Source organism: Pseudarthrobacter sp. TRD_SC_9 (assembly GCF_055361265.1).
The window spans coordinates 677,914-701,400 of sequence record NZ_CM143956.1 but is presented as its reverse complement, the minus strand read 5'-3'; the positions used below and the strand labels follow the sequence as shown (position 1 = coordinate 701,400).

17 protein-coding genes, 1 tRNA gene and 1 other RNA gene are annotated in these 23,487 nt (G+C 62.9%); 11 read left to right on the top strand and 8 right to left on the bottom strand.

Annotated features, from left to right (window positions below; translation table 11 throughout):
* Positions 1 to 36: 36 nt before the first annotated feature.
* The 3 genes from ACWA13_RS03370 to ACWA13_RS03360 all read right to left on the bottom strand — a co-directional run bounded on the left by ACWA13_RS03370 (position 37) and on the right by ACWA13_RS03360 (position 3,015).
* A complete protein-coding gene (locus tag ACWA13_RS03370) occupies positions 37 to 966 on the bottom strand; it encodes a phosphodiesterase (protein WP_463936768.1) in 930 nt (309 codons plus the stop codon).
* A 181-nt stretch (positions 967 to 1,147) separates the two neighbouring features.
* Entirely contained in the window at positions 1,148 to 2,746 is a 1,599-nt protein-coding gene (locus tag ACWA13_RS03365) for a M23 family metallopeptidase (protein ID WP_463936767.1), read from the bottom strand.
* Positions 2,747 to 2,930: 184 nt separating this feature from the next.
* Positions 2,931 to 3,015, bottom strand: a tRNA-Ser gene (locus ACWA13_RS03360).
* Between the two features lie 290 nt (positions 3,016 to 3,305).
* Here ACWA13_RS03360 and ACWA13_RS03355 point away from each other — a divergent pair.
* The 5 genes from ACWA13_RS03355 to ACWA13_RS03335 all read left to right on the top strand — a co-directional run bounded on the left by ACWA13_RS03355 (position 3,306) and on the right by ACWA13_RS03335 (position 8,168).
* Positions 3,306 to 3,629, top strand: a complete 324-nt coding sequence (locus ACWA13_RS03355; protein ID WP_463936766.1) for a hypothetical protein — start codon at positions 3,306 to 3,308, stop codon at positions 3,627 to 3,629.
* A 52-nt stretch (positions 3,630 to 3,681) separates the two neighbouring features.
* Positions 3,682 to 3,778, top strand: an RNA gene (gene ffs, locus ACWA13_RS03350) — signal recognition particle sRNA small type.
* A 51-nt stretch (positions 3,779 to 3,829) separates the two neighbouring features.
* A complete protein-coding gene (locus ACWA13_RS03345; RefSeq protein ID WP_463936765.1) occupies positions 3,830 to 6,907 on the top strand; it encodes a DNA polymerase III subunit gamma and tau in 3,078 nt (1,025 codons plus the stop codon).
* A 66-nt stretch (positions 6,908 to 6,973) separates the two neighbouring features.
* Positions 6,974 to 7,573: a recombination mediator RecR gene (gene recR, locus ACWA13_RS03340; RefSeq protein WP_463936764.1), complete on the top strand. Its 600-nt coding sequence runs from the start codon at positions 6,974 to 6,976 to the stop codon at positions 7,571 to 7,573.
* Positions 7,560 to 8,168: a GNAT family N-acetyltransferase gene (locus tag ACWA13_RS03335; RefSeq protein WP_463936763.1), complete on the top strand. Its 609-nt coding sequence runs from the start codon at positions 7,560 to 7,562 to the stop codon at positions 8,166 to 8,168. The genes recR and ACWA13_RS03335 overlap by 14 nt, the downstream gene beginning before the upstream one ends.
* A 59-nt stretch (positions 8,169 to 8,227) precedes the next feature.
* On the opposite strand, the gene ACWA13_RS03330 is transcribed toward ACWA13_RS03335, so the two are convergent.
* Both ACWA13_RS03330 and ACWA13_RS03325 read right to left on the bottom strand, forming a co-directional pair.
* Entirely contained in the window at positions 8,228 to 9,352 is a 1,125-nt protein-coding gene (locus ACWA13_RS03330) for an ABC transporter permease (protein ID WP_463936762.1), read from the bottom strand.
* A complete protein-coding gene (locus ACWA13_RS03325; RefSeq protein WP_463936761.1) occupies positions 9,349 to 10,320 on the bottom strand; it encodes an ABC transporter ATP-binding protein in 972 nt (323 codons plus the stop codon). The genes ACWA13_RS03330 and ACWA13_RS03325 overlap by 4 nt, the downstream gene beginning before the upstream one ends.
* 312 nt (positions 10,321 to 10,632) lie before the next feature.
* On the opposite strand from ACWA13_RS03325, the gene ACWA13_RS03320 reads away from it, so the two are divergent.
* Complete coding sequence (locus ACWA13_RS03320; protein WP_463936760.1) at positions 10,633 to 11,979, top strand: aspartate kinase; 1,347 nt, start codon at positions 10,633 to 10,635, stop codon at positions 11,977 to 11,979.
* A gap of 6 nt (positions 11,980 to 11,985) precedes the next feature.
* Here the strand turns inward: ACWA13_RS03320 and ACWA13_RS03315 are convergent, their stop codons facing one another.
* On the bottom strand, positions 11,986 to 12,183 hold the full coding sequence (locus ACWA13_RS03315) for a hypothetical protein (protein WP_463938008.1): 198 nt from the start codon (positions 12,181 to 12,183) through the stop codon (positions 11,986 to 11,988).
* 141 nt (positions 12,184 to 12,324) lie between these two features.
* Here ACWA13_RS03315 and ACWA13_RS03310 point away from each other — a divergent pair, with 141 nt between their 5' ends.
* From ACWA13_RS03310 to ACWA13_RS03300, 3 genes are read left to right on the top strand one after another with little or no spacing between them, the layout of a single operon-like run.
* Complete coding sequence (locus ACWA13_RS03310; RefSeq protein WP_463936759.1) at positions 12,325 to 12,771, top strand: MarR family winged helix-turn-helix transcriptional regulator; 447 nt, start codon at positions 12,325 to 12,327, stop codon at positions 12,769 to 12,771.
* 51 nt (positions 12,772 to 12,822) lie between these two features.
* Positions 12,823 to 13,380, top strand: a complete 558-nt coding sequence (locus ACWA13_RS03305; RefSeq protein ID WP_463936758.1) for an SSI family serine proteinase inhibitor — start codon at positions 12,823 to 12,825, stop codon at positions 13,378 to 13,380.
* On the top strand, positions 13,364 to 14,293 hold the full coding sequence (locus ACWA13_RS03300) for a 3-methyladenine DNA glycosylase (protein ID WP_463936757.1): 930 nt from the start codon (positions 13,364 to 13,366) through the stop codon (positions 14,291 to 14,293). The genes ACWA13_RS03305 and ACWA13_RS03300 overlap by 17 nt, the downstream gene beginning before the upstream one ends.
* 132 nt (positions 14,294 to 14,425) lie before the next feature.
* On the opposite strand, the gene ACWA13_RS03295 is transcribed toward ACWA13_RS03300, so the two are convergent.
* The gene (locus ACWA13_RS03295) at positions 14,426 to 17,515 is read right to left on the bottom strand and encodes a S8 family serine peptidase (RefSeq protein WP_463936756.1); all 3,090 of its coding nucleotides are present in this window, start codon (positions 17,513 to 17,515) and stop codon (positions 14,426 to 14,428) included.
* A 711-nt stretch (positions 17,516 to 18,226) separates the two neighbouring features.
* Between ACWA13_RS03295 and ACWA13_RS03290 the strand changes: the two genes are divergently transcribed.
* Together ACWA13_RS03290 and ACWA13_RS03285 are read left to right on the top strand one after the other, a co-directional pair.
* The gene (locus ACWA13_RS03290; protein WP_463936755.1) at positions 18,227 to 20,095 is read left to right on the top strand and encodes an Hsp70 family protein; all 1,869 of its coding nucleotides are present in this window, start codon (positions 18,227 to 18,229) and stop codon (positions 20,093 to 20,095) included.
* Between the two features lie 6 nt (positions 20,096 to 20,101).
* Complete coding sequence (locus tag ACWA13_RS03285; protein WP_463936754.1) at positions 20,102 to 22,657, top strand: LuxR C-terminal-related transcriptional regulator; 2,556 nt, start codon at positions 20,102 to 20,104, stop codon at positions 22,655 to 22,657.
* A gap of 268 nt (positions 22,658 to 22,925) precedes the next feature.
* Here ACWA13_RS03285 and ACWA13_RS03280 read toward each other — a convergent pair whose 3' ends face one another.
* On the bottom strand, positions 22,926 to 23,393 hold the full coding sequence (locus tag ACWA13_RS03280) for a hypothetical protein (RefSeq protein WP_463936753.1): 468 nt from the start codon (positions 23,391 to 23,393) through the stop codon (positions 22,926 to 22,928).
* Positions 23,394 to 23,487 lie beyond the last annotated feature (94 nt).

Below are 23,487 nucleotides of genomic sequence, written 5' to 3'. Positions count from 1 at the left end.
GCCGTGGTAACGCACGCCAAAGTCGGGGGTTGCGGGTCAGCGTGTTGTGCGAGCCAGGATGCGTGCCCGGACAGCCTCCGCTACCTTCGCCGGAACGCGGATCCCTGCTGCAGAAAGCCGTTTGCTGGTTTCCTCAGGAGTGACGTGCTCGCCCACTGTTTCGGTGGCACCCAACGGCACCACCGAATGCACAACCGTGTGCTCGTAGACGTGGACCAGGTTGAACGCCTGGGCTCCGTTCCGGCCCCGGGTCCCGCCAGTGAAAACATTGAGGTCCTGGGTGTAGCAGCTGGCTGATGCAACGGAAACGGGAATGCCGACGAAAGTTCCGCTCGTCGAATAGTGCAGATGGCCGGCAAGAATGGTGCGCACGTCAGAGTCGCGGAGAACCTCCGCCAGCGCTGCCTGGCCCCGGAGTTCCACCAGTACTGCCAGGTCCAGCACAGACGGGATGGGCGGGTGATGCAGTGCCAGCACCGTACCGTCGGGCGCCGGCGTCTCCAACTCGGCCCTGAGCCACTGCAGCTGCGCCTCGCTGACGTCCCCGTGGTGGAAGCCGGGGACGGACGTGTCGAGTGTGATGATCCGCAGGCCGTTAATGAAGTAGCTTTGGTCCACGGGCGCGTCGCTGGCGGCCTGGTCCAGGAGACCGCTACGGAAGTTGGCTCGGTTGTCATGGTTGCCCATGGCCCAGATGACCTTGGCCTGCATCTCCCGGCACGCCGGCTCCACGATGGCGCGCAGCTTGGCGTAGGCATCCGGCATTCCCTTATCCGCGAGGTCGCCAGTAAAAATCACGGCTTCAGGCCTGGCTCCGGAAGCTATAAGCTCCTCGAACAATTGCCGCAGGTTCGCTTCGCTGTCGATGGAGCCATGCAGGCGCTCGGGTCCTCCTACAAGGTGCGGATCGCTGACATGGACCAGGAAGTGCCGTGGCCTAGGATGTTCTGCCTCGATGAGCTGCATTGCTGCCTCTAAGGTTGGCGGGAAGCGGCGCTTCCCGGTTGCGTCCCTGTAGATACCATCCAAGCAGATTTTGGAGCCGATGTGGGGCACCCACGGAGTTCAAATGCGCATTTTTCTACAGCGGATCGGGGTTATCCCCCTCCCTGACGGGCAAACTGCGGCACGGGACCCAGGATCAGGCCTACGGAAGGGTGCTCAGAATGTTTTCCGGCAGGACGGCAATGGGCACTTCGGCAGGGGTCGCTGGCTCTAGGGGCGCAGACGGCTCCGGTTCCGGGACAGGGATCGTTGAGGCGGAGGTGGGTGTAGGCGTTGGAGTTTTTGGGACTGTGGGAATCGGAATGGGTGTAGGCGTTGGAGCGGGCTCCGGCGGCGTGGGAACTGGAACGGGGTCCGGCGTAGGCGCAGGCGGCGGCGTGGGAACTGGAACGGGGCCCGGCGTAGGCGCAGGCGGCGGCGTGGGAACTGGAACAGGGCCCGGCGTAGGCGCAGGCGCAGGTGTGGGAACTGGAACAGGGCCCGGCGTAGGCGCAGGCGCAGGTGTAGGCGCTGGAACAGGGCCCGGCGTAGGCGCAGGCGCAGGTGTAGGCGCTGGAACAGGGCCCGGCGTAGGCGCAGGCGCAGGTGTAGGCGCTGGAACAGGGCCCGGCGTAGGCGCAGGCGCAGGTGTAGGCGCTGGAACAGGGCCCGGCGTAGGCGCAGGTGCAGGTGTAGGTGTAGGCGCTGGAACGGGGTCCGGCGCAGGTGCAGGTGTAGGCGCTGGAACTGCAGTGCCAGGGTCAGTCGGGGTTGGTGTTGGAGTGCCGGGGTCAGCAGGCGTTGGTAAGGGCGTCGCCGCCGACCTGCCCGGATCCGTGGTCGGGACCGTAGGCAGCTCGTGCTCGCCGCCCGATACGGCGTGGTGGCCATGATCGCCGGCGGGGAGTGCCCAATTCACCGAGTTTCCGGTGGTCCGATCAGCTCCGTAATCAACCATGCCGATGCTCTCCAGCTGGTCCAACTGCTGGATGGGAATCAATTTCCAGCGGCTGGGATCAACGTGCCGGCCGTCCAGGATGGTTTCGAAGTGCAGGTGGCAGCCGGTAGACCAGCCAGTAGTTCCCACCCGCGCTATCACCTGGCCCACCTCCACCGATTGGCCGGTCTTCACACCGATGGCTTCAAGGTGGTTGTAGGTGGTGATCAGGCCGTTGCCATGATCAACTTCCACGCGGTTCCCGCCACCCCAGGGATGCCAACCGGCGGCGCGGACCACACCTGCGTCTGCCGAATACACGCGTGTCCCGCAGGGTGCAGCGAAGTCCTGGCCCAGATGGAAATCGCCGGCCGCCCCGGAAATGGGACTGATGCGGTACCCGTAAGGCGAACTGGCAGACAGCGATTCCAGTGGCGACATCAGGTATCCCGCAGGTGGACGTTTCATGCCTGCGCGGGCAAGGTCGAGCGTGGACTTACCGTCCTTGGACACGGTTTCAACGGAGGTCCTCGTGAATGGCACCAGCGCTTTGGGCGCGGCAGCGATGGCAGCAGGACCACCTGCACCCGCTTCAGCCCCGGCGTCGATCCGCGCTTCATGGGAGTCCGGGTTTGCTACGGGCAGGAACGCCGGACCTACAACGCCGGACGCAGAACCGGCGGCTACCGTGTTGGAGGGAGGTGGCTCAACCGAAAATCCGACGGTTACTGCCACCGCCAGGGAGCATAAGGCCACGACGCGCAGCCCAATACCGCAGGCGCCAGCCAGCTTTTTGCCGAACCCGGACTCCCGGTGTGATGCCAAGATTGCTCCCCAATAGTACGCGGGACCTCAGATATGGGCGACGTACCTTCTTATGGGACCACAATAGGCTGACCTTGGGAACCCCCTACCCGAGTCGGTTGCACCCGGCGCAACCACCCGCACGCAGAACAGCAGCGAAACAAAAAACCCGGTCCTGACCGTAGTCAGGACCGGGTTTTTCCGGCGGAGAATGGGGGATTTGAACCCCCGAGGGCGTTAACCCAACACGCGTTCCAGGCGTGCGCCATAGGCCGCTAGGCGAATTCTCCAGTTGCTTCTGAATCAAAAGCAGATACTAGACTACCTGAACTTCGCGGCAACGCCCAATTGGCATGCCATAGCTGATCTTCATCGGTTTAACGGCAAAATGGGCGCCCCCAATGCGCCCATTCTGGCGATACTCCGTTGAGCCACCGGGTCCGGCCATCCCACCAGGCCCCATGGCTCACAACCTTGAGATTGCCCCAATCGGTGTACATATCCATGATCTGCCTTGCCTCCCGGATAAGCAATGAAAAAGATCTCTTGCCTTTGTCCTGTTCCCGGGCAGGATGGAGCCATGGCTCCGCTCCACGCGCTGGTTGTTTATGTTCCCGCCACCCATACCAGCCACGTCCTCGCGGCGATTGGTGACGCAGGGGCGGGCAGGATCGGGAACTATTCACACTGCTCCTTTGTGCAGCCGGGCACCGGACGCTTTACTCCGTTGGACGGTGCCATCCCGTTCCTTGGCGAGGTGGGTGGTGCCACCGAAGTCGCGGAGGAACGGATCGAGTGCGTGGTTGAGGAGGACATGCTCCGCGACGTGGTGTTTGCCTTGCGCGCGGCCCATCCGTATGAGGAACCGGCATTCATGACCTGGCGAGTGGACGGATGGCGGTAATCACGCCCGTCCGGTCGATTCGGGACGGCGGCAAACTTCGGGTAAACTTGCTGACGGCCCCTCATGTGGCGTCATCCTGTTGAACTCCCCCAGGACCGGAAGGTAGCAAGGGTAAATGGGCTCTGGCGGGTGCATGGGGGGTCTTTACTATTCCCCCACAGCCCAGCAAACTGTCGCACCGGATTGGTAGGGTTTTCCCTGTGACCGCAACAACTGCTCTTTACCGTAGATACCGTCCGGATTCCTTTGCAGACGTTATCGGGCAAGAGCATGTCACGGAGCCACTCATGACGGCCCTGCGGAAGAACAGGGTGAACCACGCCTACCTGTTTTCCGGACCGCGCGGCTGCGGCAAGACCACCTCTGCCCGCATCCTGGCCCGTTGCCTGAACTGCGCCAAGGGCCCCACGGATACCCCGTGCGGTACCTGCCCCAGCTGCATTGAGCTTGCCCGCGGTGGCTCCGGGTCCCTTGATGTCATCGAGATCGACGCCGCCAGCCACGGTGGCGTCGATGACGCCCGCGATCTTCGCGAACGTGCCACCTTCGCCCCCGTCCGGGACCGCTACAAGATCTTTATCATCGATGAAGCCCACATGGTCACCTCTGCGGGTTTCAATGCCCTGCTCAAGATCGTTGAAGAACCGCCGGAACACATCAAGTTCATCTTCGCCACGACGGAGCCGGACAAGGTCATTGGCACCATCCGCTCACGCACGCACCACTATCCCTTCCGGCTGGTTCCTCCGGAGCCGCTCCTGGCGTACCTGGAGTTGCTGTGCCGTCAGGAAAACGTTCCGGTGGCGCCGGGTGTGCTTTCCCTCGTGATCAGGGCCGGCGGCGGCTCCGTCCGGGACACCCTTTCCGTGCTGGACCAGCTCATGGCAGGAGCGGGGGCAGACGGCCTGGATTATGAGCTCGCAGTGGCGCTGCTCGGCTACACCCATGCCACCTTGCTGGATGACGTTGTGGAGGCCATCGCCGCCTCGGATTCAGCCACCGTATTCAAGGCCGTGGACCGCGTCATCCAGACCGGCCACGATCCGCGGCGCTTCGTCGAGGACCTCTTGGAGCGCTTCCGCGACCTCATCATCGTCCGGGCCATGCCGGAGAGCGCCAGTGCCATCCTGCGCGGTACGCCTGCGGACCAGATCGCCAGGCTCCACCACCAGGCCCACAACCTCGGCGCTTCCGAGCTCTCGCGCGCCGCGGACGTCACCAACACCGCGCTGACGGAAATGACCGGCGCCACTTCCCCCCGCCTGCACCTCGAGCTGCTGTGTGCCCGCATCCTGCTGCCCAGTGCGGAACAGACGGAACGGGGCATCGCAGCCCGGATCGATCGCGTGGAGCGCCGCCTGAACTACGCCGGGAACGACGTCGCCTCCCCTGTCCCGCCTGCCGCGCCCCTAGAAGGACGGCCCGACGTCGGCGCTGCAGCCTCGGAAGCCACGGCACCTGCGGGTGCGTCCCCGGCCGCTCCCGCACCTGCTGCTTCTGCGCCCGCCGCTCCCGCACCTGCACCTGCTGCTTCTGCTCCCGCCGCTCCCGCACCTGCACCTGCTGCTTCTGCTCCCGCCGCTCCCTCACCTGCACCTGCTGCTTCTGCTCCCGCCGCTCCCTCACCTGCTGCTTCTGCTCCGGTCACCCGGGCGCCGGCTGCCGGGCCTGCCGGACCAGTAGTTTCCGTCGGCTCAGATGGCGAACAGATCGCTCCGCCCCGGGTCAGCACCAGCGACGTGCCCCGCGAGGACTCACCCGTCGAAGCGTCTGCACCACCAGTTGCACCCGCACAACAGGTTCCGGCTGCTTCCCAGCCGGCGCCTCCGGCGGCGTCCAGTGCTGCAGCGCCGGCCGCCCCGTCAGTCCCTTCTGTTCCAGCGCCGGCCGCGGCACCTGTCGAGACCCGGCCAGCCCAGCCTCAGCCTTCTTCCCCGCCCGCTGCCCAGCCTTCTGCCGCCGCCGGAGGGCACGGCGAGGTTGAAGTACTGCGTCGTGCCTGGCCCGACGTCCTCCAGACGCTGTCCAAAATCAAGCGGAGCACCTGGGCCCTGGTCGAGCCGAATGCCCAGGTGGCGTCCTTCGACGGCCAGCTGCTGACCCTGGCCTTCACCACCAGCGGCCTGGCCGGCGCGTTTGGGCGGGCGGAGCATTCAGACAACCTGCGGCAGGCCATTCACAAGACTGTGGGGATTGATTGCCAGATCACGGCTGTTGCCGGTGGATCCGGGCCTGCGAGCTCTGAGCCAAACCCAAAAGCGCCACCTACTCCGGACGTCCAGCCGACGTCCGTTGATGAAGCCTGGGGTCTGGTCCCTTCCGGCTCGGCTCCCACCATCAAGTCCGTCATTCCGGCGGCCCCCGTTCCGCGCGCGGCAGCACCGTCTCCCGTTGGACCTGCGGCCCCGGCAACACCCGTCACATTTCCCGCAGATCGGGCCGTCGCAGCCACTCCAGCTTCTTCAGCAACCGCTGCCCAGCCCTCGCCTGCCGTTTCGGGTCCCGAGGCCGTCACCGCGAGCTACTCGGACGACGACTGGGGTCCTCCCCTCGACGAAGATGCTCCGCCACTGGACGAGGAGCCGCCTATGGACTGGATGCCGTCCAATCCAGCCCACAGCACTGCTGCTGGTCAGGCATCCCCGTCGCGGGATTCCATCCCACCAGAATCCAAGACCCGCAGCGTCGGCACCACCGAATCCCACGTTGACGATCCCTGGTCGCGGGCTGTCGAACAGGCTCCCGGCGTCTGGCAGGTTGGTTCGGCCAGCAACATCGCCACAGGGCAGGAGCCTCCCGGGCCTTCTGCGCAGCAGGCTGCTGCAGCGTCGCCGGTACCCCAAGCAACCGGCCTGCCAGCGCCGTCGTCGTCCCCACCGGCTGCGAGGCCTGAGGATTCCGGCTGGGGTTCACAGGAACCGGAACCCACCGGGCCACCTGTCCGCGAACCGGCCTACGCCATGGCTGCTGCCGCCCCCGCCGCAGCCGGCCCGGCTCCGGTCCGCACCACCGAACCGGTGCCTGCACCCGCACCCTCCGGGCGCCAAAGCCTGTACCAACGGCTGTCCAACAGTCCGGAGGCCCAGGCCGGCCGCGCCCGGGTGGCCCAGGCCACCGCGGCAGCAACCAAGCCATACGTCCAGGACATCCCGGACCCGGAAGATGAAACCATCGAGGAGTCGGGGGTGTTCGGCCGTGCCGCCGTCGAGCGTATTCTGGGCGGAAAGCTGATCGATGAACGTTCCCTGGACGGAAGTCCCTTGCCGCCCCGTTTCTAGGGCGTCAGAGGGAAGCGGTCCGTATGGATCCGCTCACCAGATCCATCTCGAGCTAATGAGGAAAAAGTGTACGAAGGTGCTGTCCAAGAGCTGATCGATGAGCTCGGACGCCTGCCAGGAGTTGGGCCCAAGTCCGCCCAGCGGCTGGCCTTTCATATCCTCGAAGCCGATCCGCAGGACATGAAGAGGCTGGTCGATGCGATCACCACTGTGAAGGAACGAGTCAAGTTCTGCACAGTCTGCGGGAACGTCACCGAGCAGGAGATGTGCAATATCTGCCGCGACCCCCGGCGTGATCCAGCGGTGATCTGCGTCGTGGAAGAGTCCAAGGACGTATTGGCCGTCGAACGGACCAGGTCCTTCCGCGGCAGGTACCACGTGCTGGGCGGCGCCATTAACCCGATTGCGGGAGTCGGCCCCGAACAGCTGCGGATCCGGGAGCTGCTCACCAGGCTGAACGACGGCGCCATCCAGGAAGTCATTATCGCCACTGATCCCAATCTGGAGGGTGAGGCGACGGCAACCTACCTGGCGCGGATGCTGAAGACCATCGGCATTGCCGTCACCCGCCTCGCTTCTGGCTTGCCGGTGGGCGGCGACCTCGAGTACGCCGATGAGGTGACCCTGGGCCGGGCCTTCGAGGGCCGACGGAATGCCCTCACCTGATCAATTCCGGCCGGTTCTGCCGGCCTCGATCGAAACCTCCCGGCTCACGCTTCGGCTGTTGGCCGAGGAAGATACCGCAGCCGTTCACCGGTACCGGAGCCAGGCGGATGTCACCCGGTTCCTGTCCCACGGAGTGCTGACCGAAAAGGAAACCGCGGAACGGATCCGCCATTCGATCGAGCTGGCAAGGGTATCTACCGCAGAATGGTTCATGGCCCCCTGGGTGCTGGTGGACAACCGGACCGGGCAACTGATTGGGGACGCAAGGGCCTGGAACTCCAACGAAATGTCCCCGGACGGGAGGATCCAGCCGGGAACTGTCCCCAAGGACCACGCCGCAATGGGCTACGTACTGGACCCTGAACAGCACGGCAAGGGCCTGGGCCGTGAAGCTGCCGGCGCCATGGTCCACTGGCTCTTCGCAGAACGGAATATCACTAGCATCCTTGCGGCCATCTACGAGCCCAACCTGGCCTCGCGCCGGCTGCTGGAAAAACTTGGATTTAAGCAGGACCTGTTCGTGCCTGCGTCGGCTGACCGCCACGGCAAGAATTTCGCATCGATCCGGATGCGCCTGGACCGCCCAACCAAGTAGCAGCGGGTGCCGCCTAGACGGCTGCTAAGAAACATCCCCTGCTACCCGGTTGGGGAGGATCAAGCGATCCTAGTACCCCGCGCCAGCTTCCTGGCAGGAGTACGCAGCGAGCGCCAGCCGAGCCATAGCATCAGTCCGGTCAACGCCACCTGCAGGCCCAGGCCCAGCGGCCACAAGGGTGTGGTCTGCTCCAGGTAGCCGGGCTGAGGCTGCCCATTGGCGCATTGGTGCGTGCTTTCGGGGCCCGCCAGCACAAATCGGGCACCCTGGCTGATGGACTCCATGGTCCCCCCACCGTATCCAAAGGTATTGCCCGTGCGGTCGGGGTACGGGATGGCGTCCGCCACCACCACGAACGGGTTCATGGCCAGCATCCACGCCACCCGTTCGGTGCGCACCGCGGGCATCTCCCGTATTGGTCCGACGCACTTGTAGGCCGGGGCGTTCTGCGACGGGTTCGGTACATACTCTTCGTACTGCGCCTGGTTGGCCATGACAGTCCCATGGGCCAGTCCGGTGCCCAGGCCGAAGGCAATCAGCGTCCCGAAGACCAACCCGGCCACCGTCAGGTACGTCACCACAATCGAGAACAGCGGCCGCCCGGCGATAGCCGAGATCCCCACACCCAGGCCACAGACGACCGCGAGTTCCATGGCCAGCATCAGCAACGCCACCAGGACATGGCCGGGGGTCATGCCGCCCAGGGAAACGCCAATGATGAGAAACGGAGCGCTGACCACCAAAAAGGCGAGCGCAGCGATCCAGGCGGCGCAAAACTTCCCCCACAGGATCTGCCCCGGCGTCAGCAGCGTCACCTGAAGGATGGCTAGCGTCCCGCCTGCACGGTCGCCATTCACCGCATTGGCGGACAACGCCGGAGCCACCAGCAATGCGAAAAGCAACACAAAGGCGAGCACCACTTCAAAAATCATGGAGCCCGGTCCCCCACTTGCAGCAAGGCTGGTGTCCGGCATGTCGTAAGCGAAGCGCGCCTGGCTGGAGGATTCCCAGCCGGCCCAGGTCAGGGCCGTCACAATGCCTGTCAGGGCAAACCAGATGCCCAGCATGATGTACCAGCCCCGGGACCTCAGCCGCTGCTTGAGTTCCAGGACCACCACGTCCCGGACGGCGCCAAGATAACTGCCGGCCGAACCAGAGGTGGACAATTCCGTTGCAGTACTCATGACGTCCGTGCCTCCAGTTTCAGGTAGGTCTCTTCCAAAGCACCCGTGGCGGGCGCGAAGGAGATGACCCCGACGTCGGCCAGCACCAGTTCCCTAAGGAGGCGCGCGGCGTCGTCATCGTTGAGCAGCATCAGGCTGATGGTGGCACGACGGTTGTTCTCCTGCCGGAATACCAGGCCCAGTGCGTTCAGCTTGGCCACCAGTCCGGGACCGTTAAGCGCCGATACCGCGTACCTGCGGCCGCCCGCCGCAGCATCGGCAGTAGTTTGTTGGCTCACCGTCCGTCCCCGGTTGACGAAGACTGCGCCGTCGGCGATCTCGTCCAGCTCGCTGAGGACGTGGGAGGAAACCACCACCGCCTTCCCATCGGACGCCAGGCCCCGAAGCATCGCCCGCAGTTCCACTCGTGAGCCCGGATCAAGTCCGGAGGCAGGCTCATCCAGCAGCAGCACGCTGGGGTCATGGATGAGGGCGCGCCCCAGGCTGAGCCGCTGCTGCTGGCCGCGGGACAGCACACGGGCGGGCTGGTCTGCCAGATCGGCGAGCCGCACCGTGGCCAGCATCGCGTTGACCCGGTCGGGAATCTGCGCGGCCGGAAGCCGGTAGAAACGGGCCATCTGCGTCAAGATCTCACGGGCTGTCAACGACTCCCATACACCCAGGGTGTCCGGCATCCAGCCAATCTTCTGCCTGACGGCGGCGCGGTGGTGCTGCGGATCCAGGCCGTCCACCGTAATAGTCCCGGAGTCCGGGGCCAGCAACGACGCCAGCATCAGCAACAGGGTGGTTTTCCCGGCGCCATTTGGCCCGATCAGGGCGGTGACCTGCCCGGCAGGGGCTGCGAGGTCCATACGGTCGACGGCCAGCACCGCGCCGAAGGAGCGACGCACCGCCGTCGCCCGTATTCCAGACTGTTCCGGAGCCGGCCCCGGAGTGGGCACCCCCGTTGTTCCCGACTCTGCGTTCATCTGTTCTGCACCTGTTTCCCCCAAGATCCGTCATGCATACTGGCTATGCGTCAGCCTACGCCGCAGAGGGATCCCGGTACAGCACGCCCTGGCCCTTCACGTAGGAGCACAGCGTCAGCGCGTGCTCCTGCTGGGCACCCGCGGGAGCACGGAATCCGCCCTCACACACGGGCCAATGATGCAGTTTTCAGTCACAATTCAACGCCCGGGGAAGGGCGGCGATAAACTGGCTGCATCAGTACGCTGCTCGGCCGTGAGGCCTTCCGGCTTCAGACTGTCCAGAAATCCGATAGATCCATTGAAGGTACGCGCATGAGCACGCCCACTACCGAAGTGCACTCCGAGCCCCTGCCCGCCAGGTCCGGCGCCACCAAGCAGCTTCTGGTCCAGAAGTTCGGCGGCTCTTCGGTTTCCGACGCCGAAGGCATCAAGCGTGTGGCCCGCCGCGTCGTGGACGCCCGGAACGCGGGCAACGAGGTAGTGGTGGTGGTCTCCGCTATGGGCGACACCACCGACGAACTCCTGGACCTCGCCGCGCAGGTCACGGACTCCGCACCCGCCCGCGAAATGGACATGCTGCTCTCCGCCGGTGAACGCATCTCCATGGCACTGCTCGCCATGGCCATCAACAAGTACGGCGCTACCGCGCAGTCCTTCACCGGTTCCCAGGCCGGCATGATCACCGATGGCATTCACGGCAAGGCCAGGATTATCGACGTCGATCCACACCGGATCCGTACGTCACTGGACAAGGGCCACATCGCCATTGTGGCCGGTTTCCAAGGCATGAGCCGCAGCACAAACGAAATCACCACGCTGGGCCGCGGCGGCTCGGACACAACAGCGGTGGCGCTCGCCGCAGCACTCGAAGCGGACGTCTGCGAGATCTACACCGACGTCGACGGCATCTATACCGCCGATCCGCGTGTGGTGGCCTCGGCCAAGAAGATCGACACAATTTCCAGTGAGGAAATGCTGGAACTGGCGGCATCAGGGGCCAAAATCCTGCACCTGCGCTGCGTGGAATACGCCCGCCGCTTCGGAGTGCCGCTGCACGTCCGTTCATCCTTCAGCCAGAACGAAGGCACCTGGGTCCTGCCCGGCGCCGACGACAAGATCACCATTCAAGAGGGAGTTGCCTTGGAGCAGCCAATCATCTCCGGCGTTGCACACGACCGTTCCGAAGCGAAGGTCACTGTAGTGGGCGTGCCGGACATCCCCGGCAAGGCAGCGGCAATCTTCCAGGTCATTGCTGACGCCCACTCTAACATCGACATGATCGTGCAGAACGTGTCCACCCACGGAACCGGCCGCACTGACATCTCCTTCACGCTGCCCATCATCGAGGGCGCGGACGCACTCGCTGCGCTGCGGGCAGCCCAGCCGGAAATCGGCTTCGAGAGCATCGAATACAACGAAAAGATCGGCAAGCTGTCCCTGATCGGCGCTGGAATGCGCTCGCACCCGGGCGTCTCCGCGACTTTCTTCAAGGCGCTCTCCGCTGCTGGCATCAACATCAACATGATTTCAACCTCTGAGATCCGGATTTCTGTTGTAACGCATGCCGATCTGCTGGACGACGCAGTGCGCGCCATCCACAAGGCGTTCGGCCTTGACAGCGAGCAGGAAGCCACGGTCTACGGCGGTACCGGCCGCTAACGCCTGCTAGCGCAGGGACCGGTCTTCCGGGTCGCGCGGCACAAGGTAAGTAGTCCCGTCGGCCCGGCGGACGGTTTCAAACTGGGCTGCGGCCGCCCGCTGCTGGGCGTCGAGGACCTTGCGGTTTTCTTCAGTCATTGCATGGTGCAGGTCCGTACGGGTAGCGGGACCGAAGAACATCCGGAGCTTACCCGTCAACCGCATGAACCGCTGCGCGCCGTTTTCCTTTTCCACGTGTGTGAACTCCTCATCCGATTCAATCCAGCACCTACAGCGTATCCTAATAGTTAATGCACTAATGATTAGTGCATCGAAATCTCCAGAGACAACCTAAGGATGAGCGCCATGGCATTCACCGCACCCGCACAGGATGACCTCCTGCTGGAGCACCAACTGTGTTTCGCTCTGACGGTTGCTTCCCGCAGCGTGGTTGGGGCCTATAAGCCCGTCCTGGAAGAACTGTGCCTGACCCACCCCCAGTACCTGGTGATGCTGTGCCTCTGGGAAGAAAGTCCCCGGACTGTGCGGAATATCAGCGAAGCACTCGCCCAGGACTCGGCCACCATCTCCCCGCTCCTGCGCCGGCTTGAGTCCGCGGGATTTATCACCCGGCGGCGAGTGGACGGCAACGAACGCGCACTTGCTGTGGAACTCACCCCCAGTGGCGCCGCACTTCGCGACAAAGCCCTCGCGGTCCCGGGAACCATGATGGAACGGCTAGGGCTCACCCGCGATCAGGTAACTGAGCTCCATTCCTCCATGATGGCGCTCATTGCAGCCACCTCCCGCTGATATGCCAGGAGTTTCGGGCGGTAGAATTACCACGACTCAGGAGGATGGACCATGCGCACGATTTTCCGCCCGGTGATGACCGTCGTCGTCGCGGTTCTTGTTGGGTTTCTGTCCGCGTGCTCCGGCAGCAACCAGCCCACAGCCACTACTTCCACGGAATCAGCCACTGACATGCCTTCCGAATCCCCAGCTTCCACTACGCCGCCCGACGCCGATTCAACCGTTCCGGCACCGGCACCCGCTGCACCTACCGACGTCCAGTCCGGTCCGGGCAACGCGGAACTCTCCATCACCGTTGAACCGGGCGAGGGCGCAGCTACCCTCCACTACACGCTGGTCTGCGACGCAGGAGAAGCTGCCGCGGAAAGCTCACATCCCAATGCCCAGGCCGCCTGCGCTGCCCTGGCGGCCAACCCCCGGATTGTCCACCGGAAGCCGGATCCCAACCGGATCTGTACTGAACAATACGGCGGGCCGCAAACAGCCACGGTGACAGGCACAGTGGACGGCATTCCCGTTGCGGCCACCTTCTCGCGGACCGACGGTTGCGAAATCAGCGCCTGGGACGCTGCGAAGGACCTGCTGGGCGCCGATGGTGGATCAGTTTAGGACGCTCGCGGCCGAGGAGTGGCAGGCACAGGAAGCGGCCCATCAGGCGCGCGTCCGCCGCTATGCTGATCCCTATCTTGCCCGCCGCTCGGCCGGCCGCAAGCACCCGGTAGAGGACTTTCTTTTCACCTATTACACGCAGAAGCCAGGGCAGCTGCTGCGCTGGCACCCCGGCGTCGGCGTGGTTCTCACCGGCGCTGCCGCGGCTCAGCGTGCCGGCTGGAAGCACTACAGAATGCTCGACGCCGACCAGCTCGCGGACGCCGGACTCCTACCTGGCGCGGTGGCGGTCACGGTCGACAGGGATTCGTTCCTCACCGACCGGCACGAGGCAGTCCGTTTTGCAGACATCATTCTGCGCGGCACGGCGGCCCGTCCCGCCAACTTCAGCTGCTTCGGCCTGCACGAGTGGGCCATGGTGTACCGGCAGGACAAGTTTGAACTGCGCCACGAGTACCTGAAGCTCCGGCTGGGCGGAACGGGAACAGACCGTGTAGTGGAAGAGAACCGCATCCGCTGCTCACACTTTGACGCGTTCCGCTTCTACACTCCGGATGCGGTCCCGCTCAATGAGCTCAAGCCCACCCGCGAAAACCAGCGGCACCTGGAGCAGCCGGGCTGCCTGCATGCGAACATGGACCTGTACAAATGGGCGTACAAGCTGACCCCCGCGCTTTCAAGCGACCTGGTGATGGATTGCTTCGAGTTGTCATGGCGGGTGCGCGCCATGGATATGCAGGCCTCGCCCTACGATCTCGAGGCGTGGGGCTACCCGCCCATCCGGATTGAAACTCCGGACGGAAAAGCGGCTTATGTGGAGCACCAACGGGCCTTTGCAGCCGAAGCCGACGTGTTGCGGCAGCGGCTTGCTGATGCTTTGACTGCGCTGCACATACCCCGCTCTCAGCCGTGACTTATGGTTGCCCGCCGACTGCATCTTTCGCCTGTGAACCGTGTTAAGCGCCGGAGGCCGGCGGACTGTGGTCCGCCGGCCTCCGGTTGATGCTTCCCGTTGGAGGGGCCAGCCAGCTGAGTTTGCTACCGGCTAAATCCCCAGGTCCACACCGCCTGTTGTTTCGGGCCGTTCCTGCTTCTTCTTTTCCTTCTTTACTTTGTCCTGCTGCTCAGGAGTGGCCCCTGCCGCCTCATCACCCGGAACGCTGGCTGCGCCACCGGGTGTGACCAGCACCGAAACAAATGTTGCAGTGCTGGACCCCTCGTAACTGACGCGGCCGATGTAGGAACCCTCAGCCAGGTTGGTCCAGTTGAGGGTCAGGGCTCCAGTCGTGCCGTTCTTGAGTTTGAGCGGGTTGGGCGAAACGACGGCGTTGCCAACGTTCGCGCCCAGTACTGCGGCATCCATCGAGGCCTTGGTGGCCTGGCCGTTCGGGCTCGAGTACAGGTTGACGTACATCTTGTACACGCCGGCCCGCGGGTTGGGAACGGAAACCGATTCGCTGGCGGACGCTGTCTGCGCCAGCAGCGAACGGCCGGTGGGGTCCACAACAACCAGGTCAAAGTCCGCTGTGTCGTCAGACGAGAAGACTGAGAACTTGGCCAGCGGCGAGCCTGCCTGAACCGTCACTTCCTTCACAGCGTTCGAGGCATCACCTGCCATGGCCAGCGGGCCGGGAACAAGCTCGATGGCGGTGGAATCAGCCTTGGACAGCCCATCCAGGGTGATGTTGACCGGTGAATTGGTGCCGGAAACCACCGGGATCTGGCCCGAACCGGTACTGCCCTGGGAAGTGAAGGCGATGTTCGACGGCGCCGTGACAGCCTGCGGGCGGACGGCGATGGGCGAAGTAACAGTCTTGCCGACGCCCTGCCACACCAGATTGCCCATGGCGAACTGGCCAAGCGCAGCACCGTTGTTCTCAAACTTCACTTTGAAGGTGCGTGTCTGGCCGACTGCGTCGAAGTTAAGGACCGATGGCGTCACCTTCACGCTGACTCCGGGAACGTTTGCCTGAACACGGTACAGGCCAGGAGTCAGGGCGGTAACAGTCCTGGTCACCTCGGTTTTGCCGGTCAGCGCTCCGAGGGCGAAGGACGCAACGTTCATGTCCTTGGGAGCGGTGCTGCCCAGTCCCGGGATCCCCAGGTCCAGTCCGGTTCCTTGGATGTACTTCAGGTAGTCCTCCTGGTTGGCATCGTAGACCAGGCCCGGATCCAGAACATCACTCACGGCAACCTGTCCGGCACCAGTGGCAAAGACGTCGCCGTTACGGCTGCCGTCCGCGTTCACCAGGTCCGTCGCGGTGGTCATCATGGCCGATTTAATGGTGGCCGGCGACCACGTGGGGTTCTTGGCCAGGATCAGCGCGCCAAAGCCCGCCACGTGCGGAGCAGCCATGGACGTGCCGGACATCATTCCGAAATCCTCACCTCCGCTGGCAACCCGTGAAACGCCGGCCAGCACTGCCACGCCGGGAGCTGTTACGTCCGGCTTCAGCAGGTCTGATCCCGAGGCCAGCAGGGGCCCGCGGGAGGAGAATCCGGCCACCTGCGGTTGGGGTGCCTTGGGCAGTCCGGTGGTGTCGGTGTTGGCCAGGGAAGCTTTGATCTCCGGGTTGGCTGTGACCTTGGCTTTGATCTCGTCCGTGGCAGGAGGGTTGACGTGGACGGTGGGCACAGCATGCAGGTCAACATCCTCGGAGGAGGGCGTGACGTTCACCAGGATCATGCCTACACCGCCGGCACGCTTGACTTCAGTGCTCTTGACCACGCGGTCGATCACGCCACGGTCGCAGACAACGATCTTGCCCGCAACTTTCGCCGGATCCATCGTGTTGGGCCCGCACAGTGCCGGGTTGGCGGCACCTGGCGCGGCAGCCGCCGTCGCCAGGATCACGTTGGTGGCCGGGAGTGGCTCCGCCATCAGGCTCGCACCGCGGTACTTGGTGCCGTCCTCGAATTCGACGGTGCCCTGCAGTTCACTGGAGAACGACGACGCCCCCACAGTCGTCAGCCAGGGTGCGCCATGGTTGACGGTACTGGCTGTCGGTCCCGAGTTTCCGGCGGAAGCGGACACAAAGACGCCGGCCGATGCTGCAGAGAGGAAAGCCAGCGCTACTGGATCCGTGGTGGACGTGGTGCTGCCGGAAATGGAGTAGTTCAGCACGTCTACGCCGTCCAGGATTGCCTGGTTGATGGCGGCAACGGAGGCGGAGCTGTAGCAGCCGCCGGTGTTGGGGTCGGTGTCTTCCCAGCAGACCTTGTAGCTGGACAGCTTGGCCGCCGGGGCCACGCCGCCGGTGACGCCCATGTCACGCCCCCCGAGGGTGGCCTCGATGTTGGCGTTGCCGACGGCGGTGCTGGCGGTGTGGGTTCCGTGACTGCCTACATCCACGGGAGAAATGACCTCTTTCGGAGCACGGTTTCCGGGAGGCGTGTAGCGCAGGAAATCGTCGGCAAAGTAGCGCGCGCTCAGCACCTTGGAGTTACAGGCGCTGCCGTCAAAGCTTGCTCCCGTACCGACTCCCGGCTGGCATTCGCCAACAAAAGTATCGCCGTCGGCCTTCAGCATGGCGATCTTGCCATCTTCAGTCCGGTAGGGCACACCCACTTGCGGTTCACCGGTGAGGGGTTGGACGTCCTCCCCTGCGAAGAACGGGTTTTCCGGGGCGTATCCGGAATCGATGACGCCCACCACAACTCCCTTGCCGGCGTTCTCCGTGCCACCAAAAACAGTGTTCCAGGAGCCATCGGCACCGCTGAGCTTGAGGAAATCGGTGGTGGAATAGTCCGGCGCATGCTCTGTGTCCGGTGACACCGTCAGTACCGCTGGATCCTTCGCGAGCTGCACGGCCTGCTGGGCGGTGAGGTCCGCGGTGAAGCCATTAAGGGCGGCCGTGAAGGTGTTCTTGATCTGGACATCCTCCGCGGCGGCAACGCGCTGCTGCTCGGCCTCAAGGTGCGCCTGGTACTGCTTCACCTCAGGCCGGTTGGCGTCCAGCTTGCGGCCCCGCTCCGGTTTGGTGGCTCCCAGACCGGGCGTCCCGCCCTCGTAGGTTGCGGCAGGTTCCTCGGCCAGCACCACAATGTACCGACCGTCCGGGTAGCTGTCCGGATCGACATTTTTCTGCTGAACGGCGGCGGGCTGGTCCGCCAATGGCGCTGCCGTGGCGGGCATGATGGCAACGGATGTAAATAGCAAAGGCAAACCGATGGACAATGCGGCAGCTTTGCGGACCCTCTGGCTTCCTGGGAAGCTCTTTCCTGCTGGTTTCACGAGTGGTGTGTACCTTTCCAATGGAACGGTCCCGGCATCGTGGCCGGGAACATTAGCTGGATTTGCGCAGGATTGACAGGTTGTGACAACCGGCTCGACCAGCGATTCCCACAGTACAGATTGAGAGTCGAATATGACATAGGCCACAACAAACTTGTTTGGCTTGTCATGCGAATTTACTTGGGCTTTACACATGGGGGCTGTCACCGGTGGGGGGGGGAAGCATGGTCCAAGGCATGGGAGAGCAGCCTCGATACTGCCTTGGTACTGCCGCATGCCGGGTGCTTTGCACGCCGGATCACCCGCCGTCATCTGGCAGTATCCGTCTCAACCGGAAAGGACGGGGCGAGCTACACGAAGGCGCGCAAACCCGGCTTTCTAACGACTGCTGGCAGTTTCAGAGGACCCGCAGAGTGCAGTTGCAAGCCGGACCGGTTGTAAACCCGGGCATTGAAGGGCCGCCCCCGCTCTGACGCTGCGAGGCATGATACAGGCTCACCGACGATTATCGCGCTTGACGGAACTGTCATAACAGGACACTTCTCCGCGAGAAAGAGCGATGCTACGGTCGAATGTGTAGCGGTGCCGTGCCGTTATGCTACGGGGGATTTCATGGCGTACACTCTCGCCGTCGATGTCGGGACTTATTTCATATCTGCTGCTGTGGCCTGTAACGGTCCCGAGGGGCTGCCTCACGTTCGTCCAGTAATGCTGGGAACGTCCGCTGACGTGGTGCCTAATGTTGTGTTCGTAGCAGACAGCGGACGGTTGCTGGTTGGCGAAGAGGCAGAAGGCTGTGGTCTCGCCGAACCCGGACGGCTCATTCGAGGTTACAAGCACCGTGTAGGAGACCCGGTTCCTTTACGGGTCGGCGAACACCGTTACCAGGCCGAGCAGATCTTGGTGGCCGCAACATTGTGGGCCAGGAACGAGGCCATCCGCCAGGAGGGCTCGAACCCTGCATCATTCGTCGTGTCAGTTCCCCCTGTCTGGGGTGAACTAAGAAAGTCCCTGTTCCTGCGTGCGCTGGTTGAAGCAGGTGTCGACAATGCCACACTGGTCCCCGAAACTGTGGCGGCTCTTTCCTACTTCGCAAGCAAAAATGACGTCAGCGCAGGAAGCACTTTCGTCGTATACAACCTTGGTGCGGAATTCCGTGCAACGGTGCTGAAAGCGGATAACGATGGTTCGTACAAACTCCTTGGTTATGACGATTCCGCTGACCCAATAGGCAGCTCAGACTTCGACGATGCCGTTCTTCATCATGCACTGAGTATTGCTGGAAACGCCGTTTCCGCACCGGGCTCAGCAAGTGCTTCTGACCTGGAGGATTGGGCGGAATTACGGCGCCGCTGCATTTTGGCCAAGGAAGAGCTTTCCGCCGTCCCTGATGCAACCATCCTGGTAGCCGTGCCAGAATCCCAACTGCAGGTCCGTCTGACGCGTCAGGAGTTTGAGGAATCGGTCAGGGATCGCGTAGACGAATCCATAAGTGCACTGCAACGCACGGTAGACCGTGTCGGCGTGCGCTGTGAAGACCTGGTGGCCGTAGTCCTGACAGGCGGTTCTTCCCGCATTCCGCTCATCGCCCAGATGGTCTCAGAGCGGACGGCCCGCCCGGTCTTCGTGGACGGTGATTCCCGGGCCGCGGTTTCCCTCGGCGCAGCCCTTACTGCCGCACCCACGGTTTCCCAACAGCACACCACAGACATGGAGGCCACCGAGGTCGTAGCGGAACCGGAACCTGGGCACATAAGGACGAGCCGGAGAGGTGCGCGACGCAGATTTGAAGTGCCCGCTTTGTCGCCCAAAAACCGTATCCTCCGCTCTAGGGCTACGGGAAAAATCGTCGCGGCCGCTTCCGTCGCCGTTTTGTCGGCTGTCATGCTTACAGGAGCCCAGGGACCGATGGAACGCTTGGGCTCAACAGCAACCGTGCAGGGCGGGGCCTCCCCAAGGTATCCGCTTTGGCAGCAGCCTGACGGTGACCTAACAAAACGGGGTCTGGACGTAGCCGCGTCCCCTGACGAGACCGCACCGGGAACTGCGGCCGCTGACTCTGCGCCCTTCCCCGGCCAGGGCCCAAGCGTTCCGCCGCCAGTGATTTTTCCTCCCGCGTTGGGAAGCGGTTCAACGCCTGACACCGATGACACGGCATTCGCCCCGCTCGCTCCGGCAGCTGCTAATTCAACAGGCGACGGCCCCACACAAAGTGGTGATACTTCACAACCGGTCAATCCCCCCGGCGTAAACGAGCCCGTGCCGGACGTCGTTTCTCCAGGTCCATCTTCACCCGCACCTGTTGACCCAAGTGAACCACCGGCACCTACCGACCCTGCACCTGAAACTACCGACCCCGTCAGCCCTGGGCCCGCGCCGGAGGTTACCCCACTCTCAGAGCCCCTGCCGGATGCGCCTTCCTCCATTCCTGCCGTCCCACAAGAAGCAGAAGTTCCAGCGGCACCAGAACGGGTCGAGTGAGAGCAGATGGCGCTAACTGCACGGGCTAAATTGGAGGGCCTGCCGAGTAGCCTAGCGGCCCAGCTCACTGAACGTCGTGCTCTAGGGTTTGAAGCGGGGACTCTTAGGATTATTTGGGGTGTTAAAGGCGCAGGAAAGTCGGGGCTGCTTTCAGCAATTGCCGAGAGCTACGAAGCTGCCGGGCTCAAGGTCTTTCACTCCATCAATGAGTTCGATGCTGAGCGACCCGATTCGCCCTGCGCACTGCTTTTGGACGACGCGCATCGCCTTGGCACCTCTGCCATGGCTGTCTTACAGAGTTACCTTGAAGAGAAACGAGTGGAGCTGACACTGGCCTGCAGGCCTTGGCCACGACACGAGGCAATGGATCAACTCCTGGCAACGTTTCTGGGACGAAGCGAGCCGATTCTGGTTGCACCGCTGAGTACCAAGGAAATCCAAGCACGCTGGGAAGCTCACTATGGGGTACCGGCTCCCCGCGGCGCAGCGAAACAACTGCAGAAGCTAACAGGTGGTCTAAGTTGGCTTGTAGAACATGTGCTTTCCGCATCCGAGGACGCGGGTCCAAGCCCGCTGCCTGAGATCGTTCCGTCGTCGATCCTCCAAGAGATCGCGCTGGAGCTATCGGTCCATGACCCGAAGTTGCAGACTCTCATCGTGGCGACGTGCGTAGGCTTCGATGTTCGCGAGCAGGTCCCGTCGGCACTGGCAGGGGAGGACCTCGAGGGTTTAATCAATGCTGCCGTGTCCGAAGGCTTCATGACCGAAAGTGAAATCATCCCTCCTTTGCTGCGCCGTGCCATTTTTGCCGGCGTTCGGCCTTCCTTTGTCAAGGCTTTGCAGCGGGAACTTCTGGATGCCTTAGAGATTGACGGACCGCTTTCGTTGGAGACAGCACGTGCGCTTGCTGCTGACAAGGTACAGGACCTGCGGGTTGCAAGGGCGCTGGAGTCTGCAGGGAATGAGATGCTGCTTCCCGATCCGGCTTTGGCTCTGACGCTGCTGGAAGAGGCTGAAGCAGCAGGGTTAGATGCGCAGGTAACGGCCGCACGCCGTGCTGAAGCAGCTTATTATCTCGGCAACCTGGACCAGGCAGCACGGTTGATCGACAGTCTGTTGGCACAGCCGGAAGTACCTGATCTGACAAGGGTTGCTCAAGTGGCTTCTGCAGTGTGGGCGGCGCAGGGAATGATGAAGAAAAGTGCGGATGTCTACACGTGGTTGGGCACAAAGCGAGCAGAACCGGTAGCGTCGGCGGCTTCTGTAGTCCTAACGGGCACGGGCGACCTTCAGCTGGCGCGCAATATCCTGGGATCGTCCGATCCGCCGGCGGCTCCTACGCTGTTAGCCGAAGCGTCAAGGCTTATGGCAGCAGGACTGCAGGAGTCGCTTACAGGACAGCCCCATGAGGTCTTTACCCTACTGATTCGGGCCTCAGACATGATGACCTCCTCGGGATATGTTGCCCCTATGGCGGAAACCCCAGCCGCGCTGGCAGCACTCGTAGGCATGCACACTGGAGAGCTGGAGACAGCAGACTCAGTCATCCGCTCCGCGTTGGCTGGTGGTCAGGGCGGGCCCGCTCACCGGCCAAGGTTGCTCCTGATCAGCGCTTTCATAGCCATGCAGCAAGACGACCCGGTCCGGGCCAGAGCCAAGATTCGAAAGGCTCAAACGCCGGGGACAACTCTGACTCCGCGTGATGAGTTTCTGCGTTGTGCTCTTGAAGTCGGCCTCGCCCGGCGGTCAGGTGACGCAGCGCTGTTAATCCAATCATGGCAACAGGCCCGTGAGGCGCTCCTCCATGTGGACGTGGATCTATACAGCCTGCTCGCATGGGGTGAACTCATGGTTGCGGCGGCCCGACTCCGTGAATCAGCTAAAATTGAACCCCGCATTGCAGAAGTGTGGGCTTTGCTTGACAAGCTCGGCAACCCGCCGATGTGGTCCGTTCCCCTCCACTGGTTCGCCGTTGAGGCCGCCTTGCTGGCCGAACGTCCTTCTGCACTCGCCCCGCACGCTGCTTCCTTAGTTCGCGCTTCCAACCACAGCCATATCGCATCAGTGCTCGCCGACGCCGGGAGAACCTGGGTCTCAGTTCTAGCAGGGCGCTTCAGTGTTGAATCCGTCGAAAAAGCAGCCCGAAAACTCGCATCAATAGGCATGCGGTGGGAAGGATCCCGTTTGGCCGGCCATGCGGCACCGAGGGCCGGAGACCGAAAAGACATGTCGCGATTGTTGGCCCTTGCCAGGGATCTGGATTCCCCTGCACACAGAACCGAAGAAACGGGGCTGGCGGTTGAACTTAGTACCACGCATGAACCAACTGCAAGCCGAGCGCGAGATAACCGTGCGCTCCTTAGCTTGAGGGAACTGGAAGTAGCCAAAATGGTGTTGAAAGGCAAAACTTACCGTGAAGTTGGCGAATACCTGTTCATTTCACCCCGGACAGCCGAACACCATATGTCAAGAATTCGCCGCCGGCTAGGAACAACGAGCCGCTCCGAGACCCTGGCCCGGCTCCGGGCACTACTGGAAACAATGGAAACCAAAGAGAACTGACAAGGGATCGGCCCTATATCCTCATTCCTGATTGACACACCCATCCCTTACTAGCTGGCCATGACCCCTCACGCGCCCTGGCTGATTGGCAGACGGGGAAGGATTCCGAGCTTGCTCTGTTGTGTCGCCTTTTAAGTAGCCTGGTCGGCAAACCGCGGAAGGGAGCAGATAAAACCGAGGGCAAAGGTAGGACCTGCGGACGTCCTAGTCCGTGCATCGACCCGGGCGCTCTATCCCCACCAAAGATGTTGACTTGTGCAGGTTGCATTCATTGGCGCGGGATGTCCTGCGCTGCGTTAGATGCGCTGTTTCTCTCGCAGAGGGAAATGACTTCATTTCCGGCTGCCTTGAACCGGGTCGGATCCAGGTTGAAGGAGGTTTTCGTCCTATGGGCAGTGACCAGCTCCTTGAGTGGCTCTTGCATCACAACCAGCAGCTTTTGCAGTTCGTCGTTTGAAATTCTCGCCACTGCGTTCAGCTCACCTGCAAGACTTGCGGCTTTTTTTGCGTTACTGTCGCTGAGCCCGTCAACATCGGTCAGAAATTGGGCCGTTTCAGAAATCAGGCCGCCATCGCTGCCCATGAGAGTTTTGCAGGCGTCTTCGTTAGGGCCCGGCAGGTCTGCCCGTGTTTTCATTGTCTCCTCATGGGTGACTGCGGACTTGTCCGGATCCGGCGAAGCACAGCTGGTGATAAGAATGAAGCAGGAGGCGAGGATAACGAGCTCATTTTTCACGGTCAGCCGTTTTTCTACTAGTACCGTACGAGGATTCCGCATTGGCGGACGTTGCCATATTGGAAGTCTACGCGGAACGCTCCTCGCTTCATCA

What these genes read in the sequence shown, in the direction of transcription:
- ACWA13_RS03335 (WP_463936763.1), top strand. Translation starts at nt 7,560, where the DNA reads ATGCCCTCACCTGATCAATTCCGGCCGGTTCTGCCGGCCTCGATCGAA.
- ACWA13_RS03355 (WP_463936766.1), top strand. Translation starts at nt 3,306, where the DNA reads ATGGCTCCGCTCCACGCGCTGGTTGTTTATGTTCCCGCCACCCATACC.
- ACWA13_RS03295 (WP_463936756.1), bottom strand. Translation starts at nt 17,515, where the DNA reads ATGCCCGCCACGGCAGCGCCATTGGCGGACCAGCCCGCCGCCGTTCAG.
- ACWA13_RS03305 (WP_463936758.1), top strand. Translation starts at nt 12,823, where the DNA reads ATGCGCACGATTTTCCGCCCGGTGATGACCGTCGTCGTCGCGGTTCTT.
- ACWA13_RS03320 (WP_463936760.1), top strand. Translation starts at nt 10,633, where the DNA reads ATGAGCACGCCCACTACCGAAGTGCACTCCGAGCCCCTGCCCGCCAGG.
- ACWA13_RS03330 (WP_463936762.1), bottom strand. Translation starts at nt 9,352, where the DNA reads ATGAGTACTGCAACGGAATTGTCCACCTCTGGTTCGGCCGGCAGTTAT.
- ACWA13_RS03285 (WP_463936754.1), top strand. Translation starts at nt 20,102, where the DNA reads ATGGCGCTAACTGCACGGGCTAAATTGGAGGGCCTGCCGAGTAGCCTA.
- ACWA13_RS03315 (WP_463938008.1), bottom strand. Translation starts at nt 12,183, where the DNA reads ATGCGGTTGACGGGTAAGCTCCGGATGTTCTTCGGTCCCGCTACCCGT.
- ACWA13_RS03300 (WP_463936757.1), top strand. Translation starts at nt 13,364, where the DNA reads ATGGTGGATCAGTTTAGGACGCTCGCGGCCGAGGAGTGGCAGGCACAG.
- ACWA13_RS03290 (WP_463936755.1), top strand. Translation starts at nt 18,227, where the DNA reads ATGGCGTACACTCTCGCCGTCGATGTCGGGACTTATTTCATATCTGCT.
- ACWA13_RS03325 (WP_463936761.1), bottom strand. Translation starts at nt 10,320, where the DNA reads ATGAACGCAGAGTCGGGAACAACGGGGGTGCCCACTCCGGGGCCGGCT.
- ACWA13_RS03310 (WP_463936759.1), top strand. Translation starts at nt 12,325, where the DNA reads ATGGCATTCACCGCACCCGCACAGGATGACCTCCTGCTGGAGCACCAA.
- ACWA13_RS03370 (WP_463936768.1), bottom strand. Translation starts at nt 966, where the DNA reads ATGCAGCTCATCGAGGCAGAACATCCTAGGCCACGGCACTTCCTGGTC.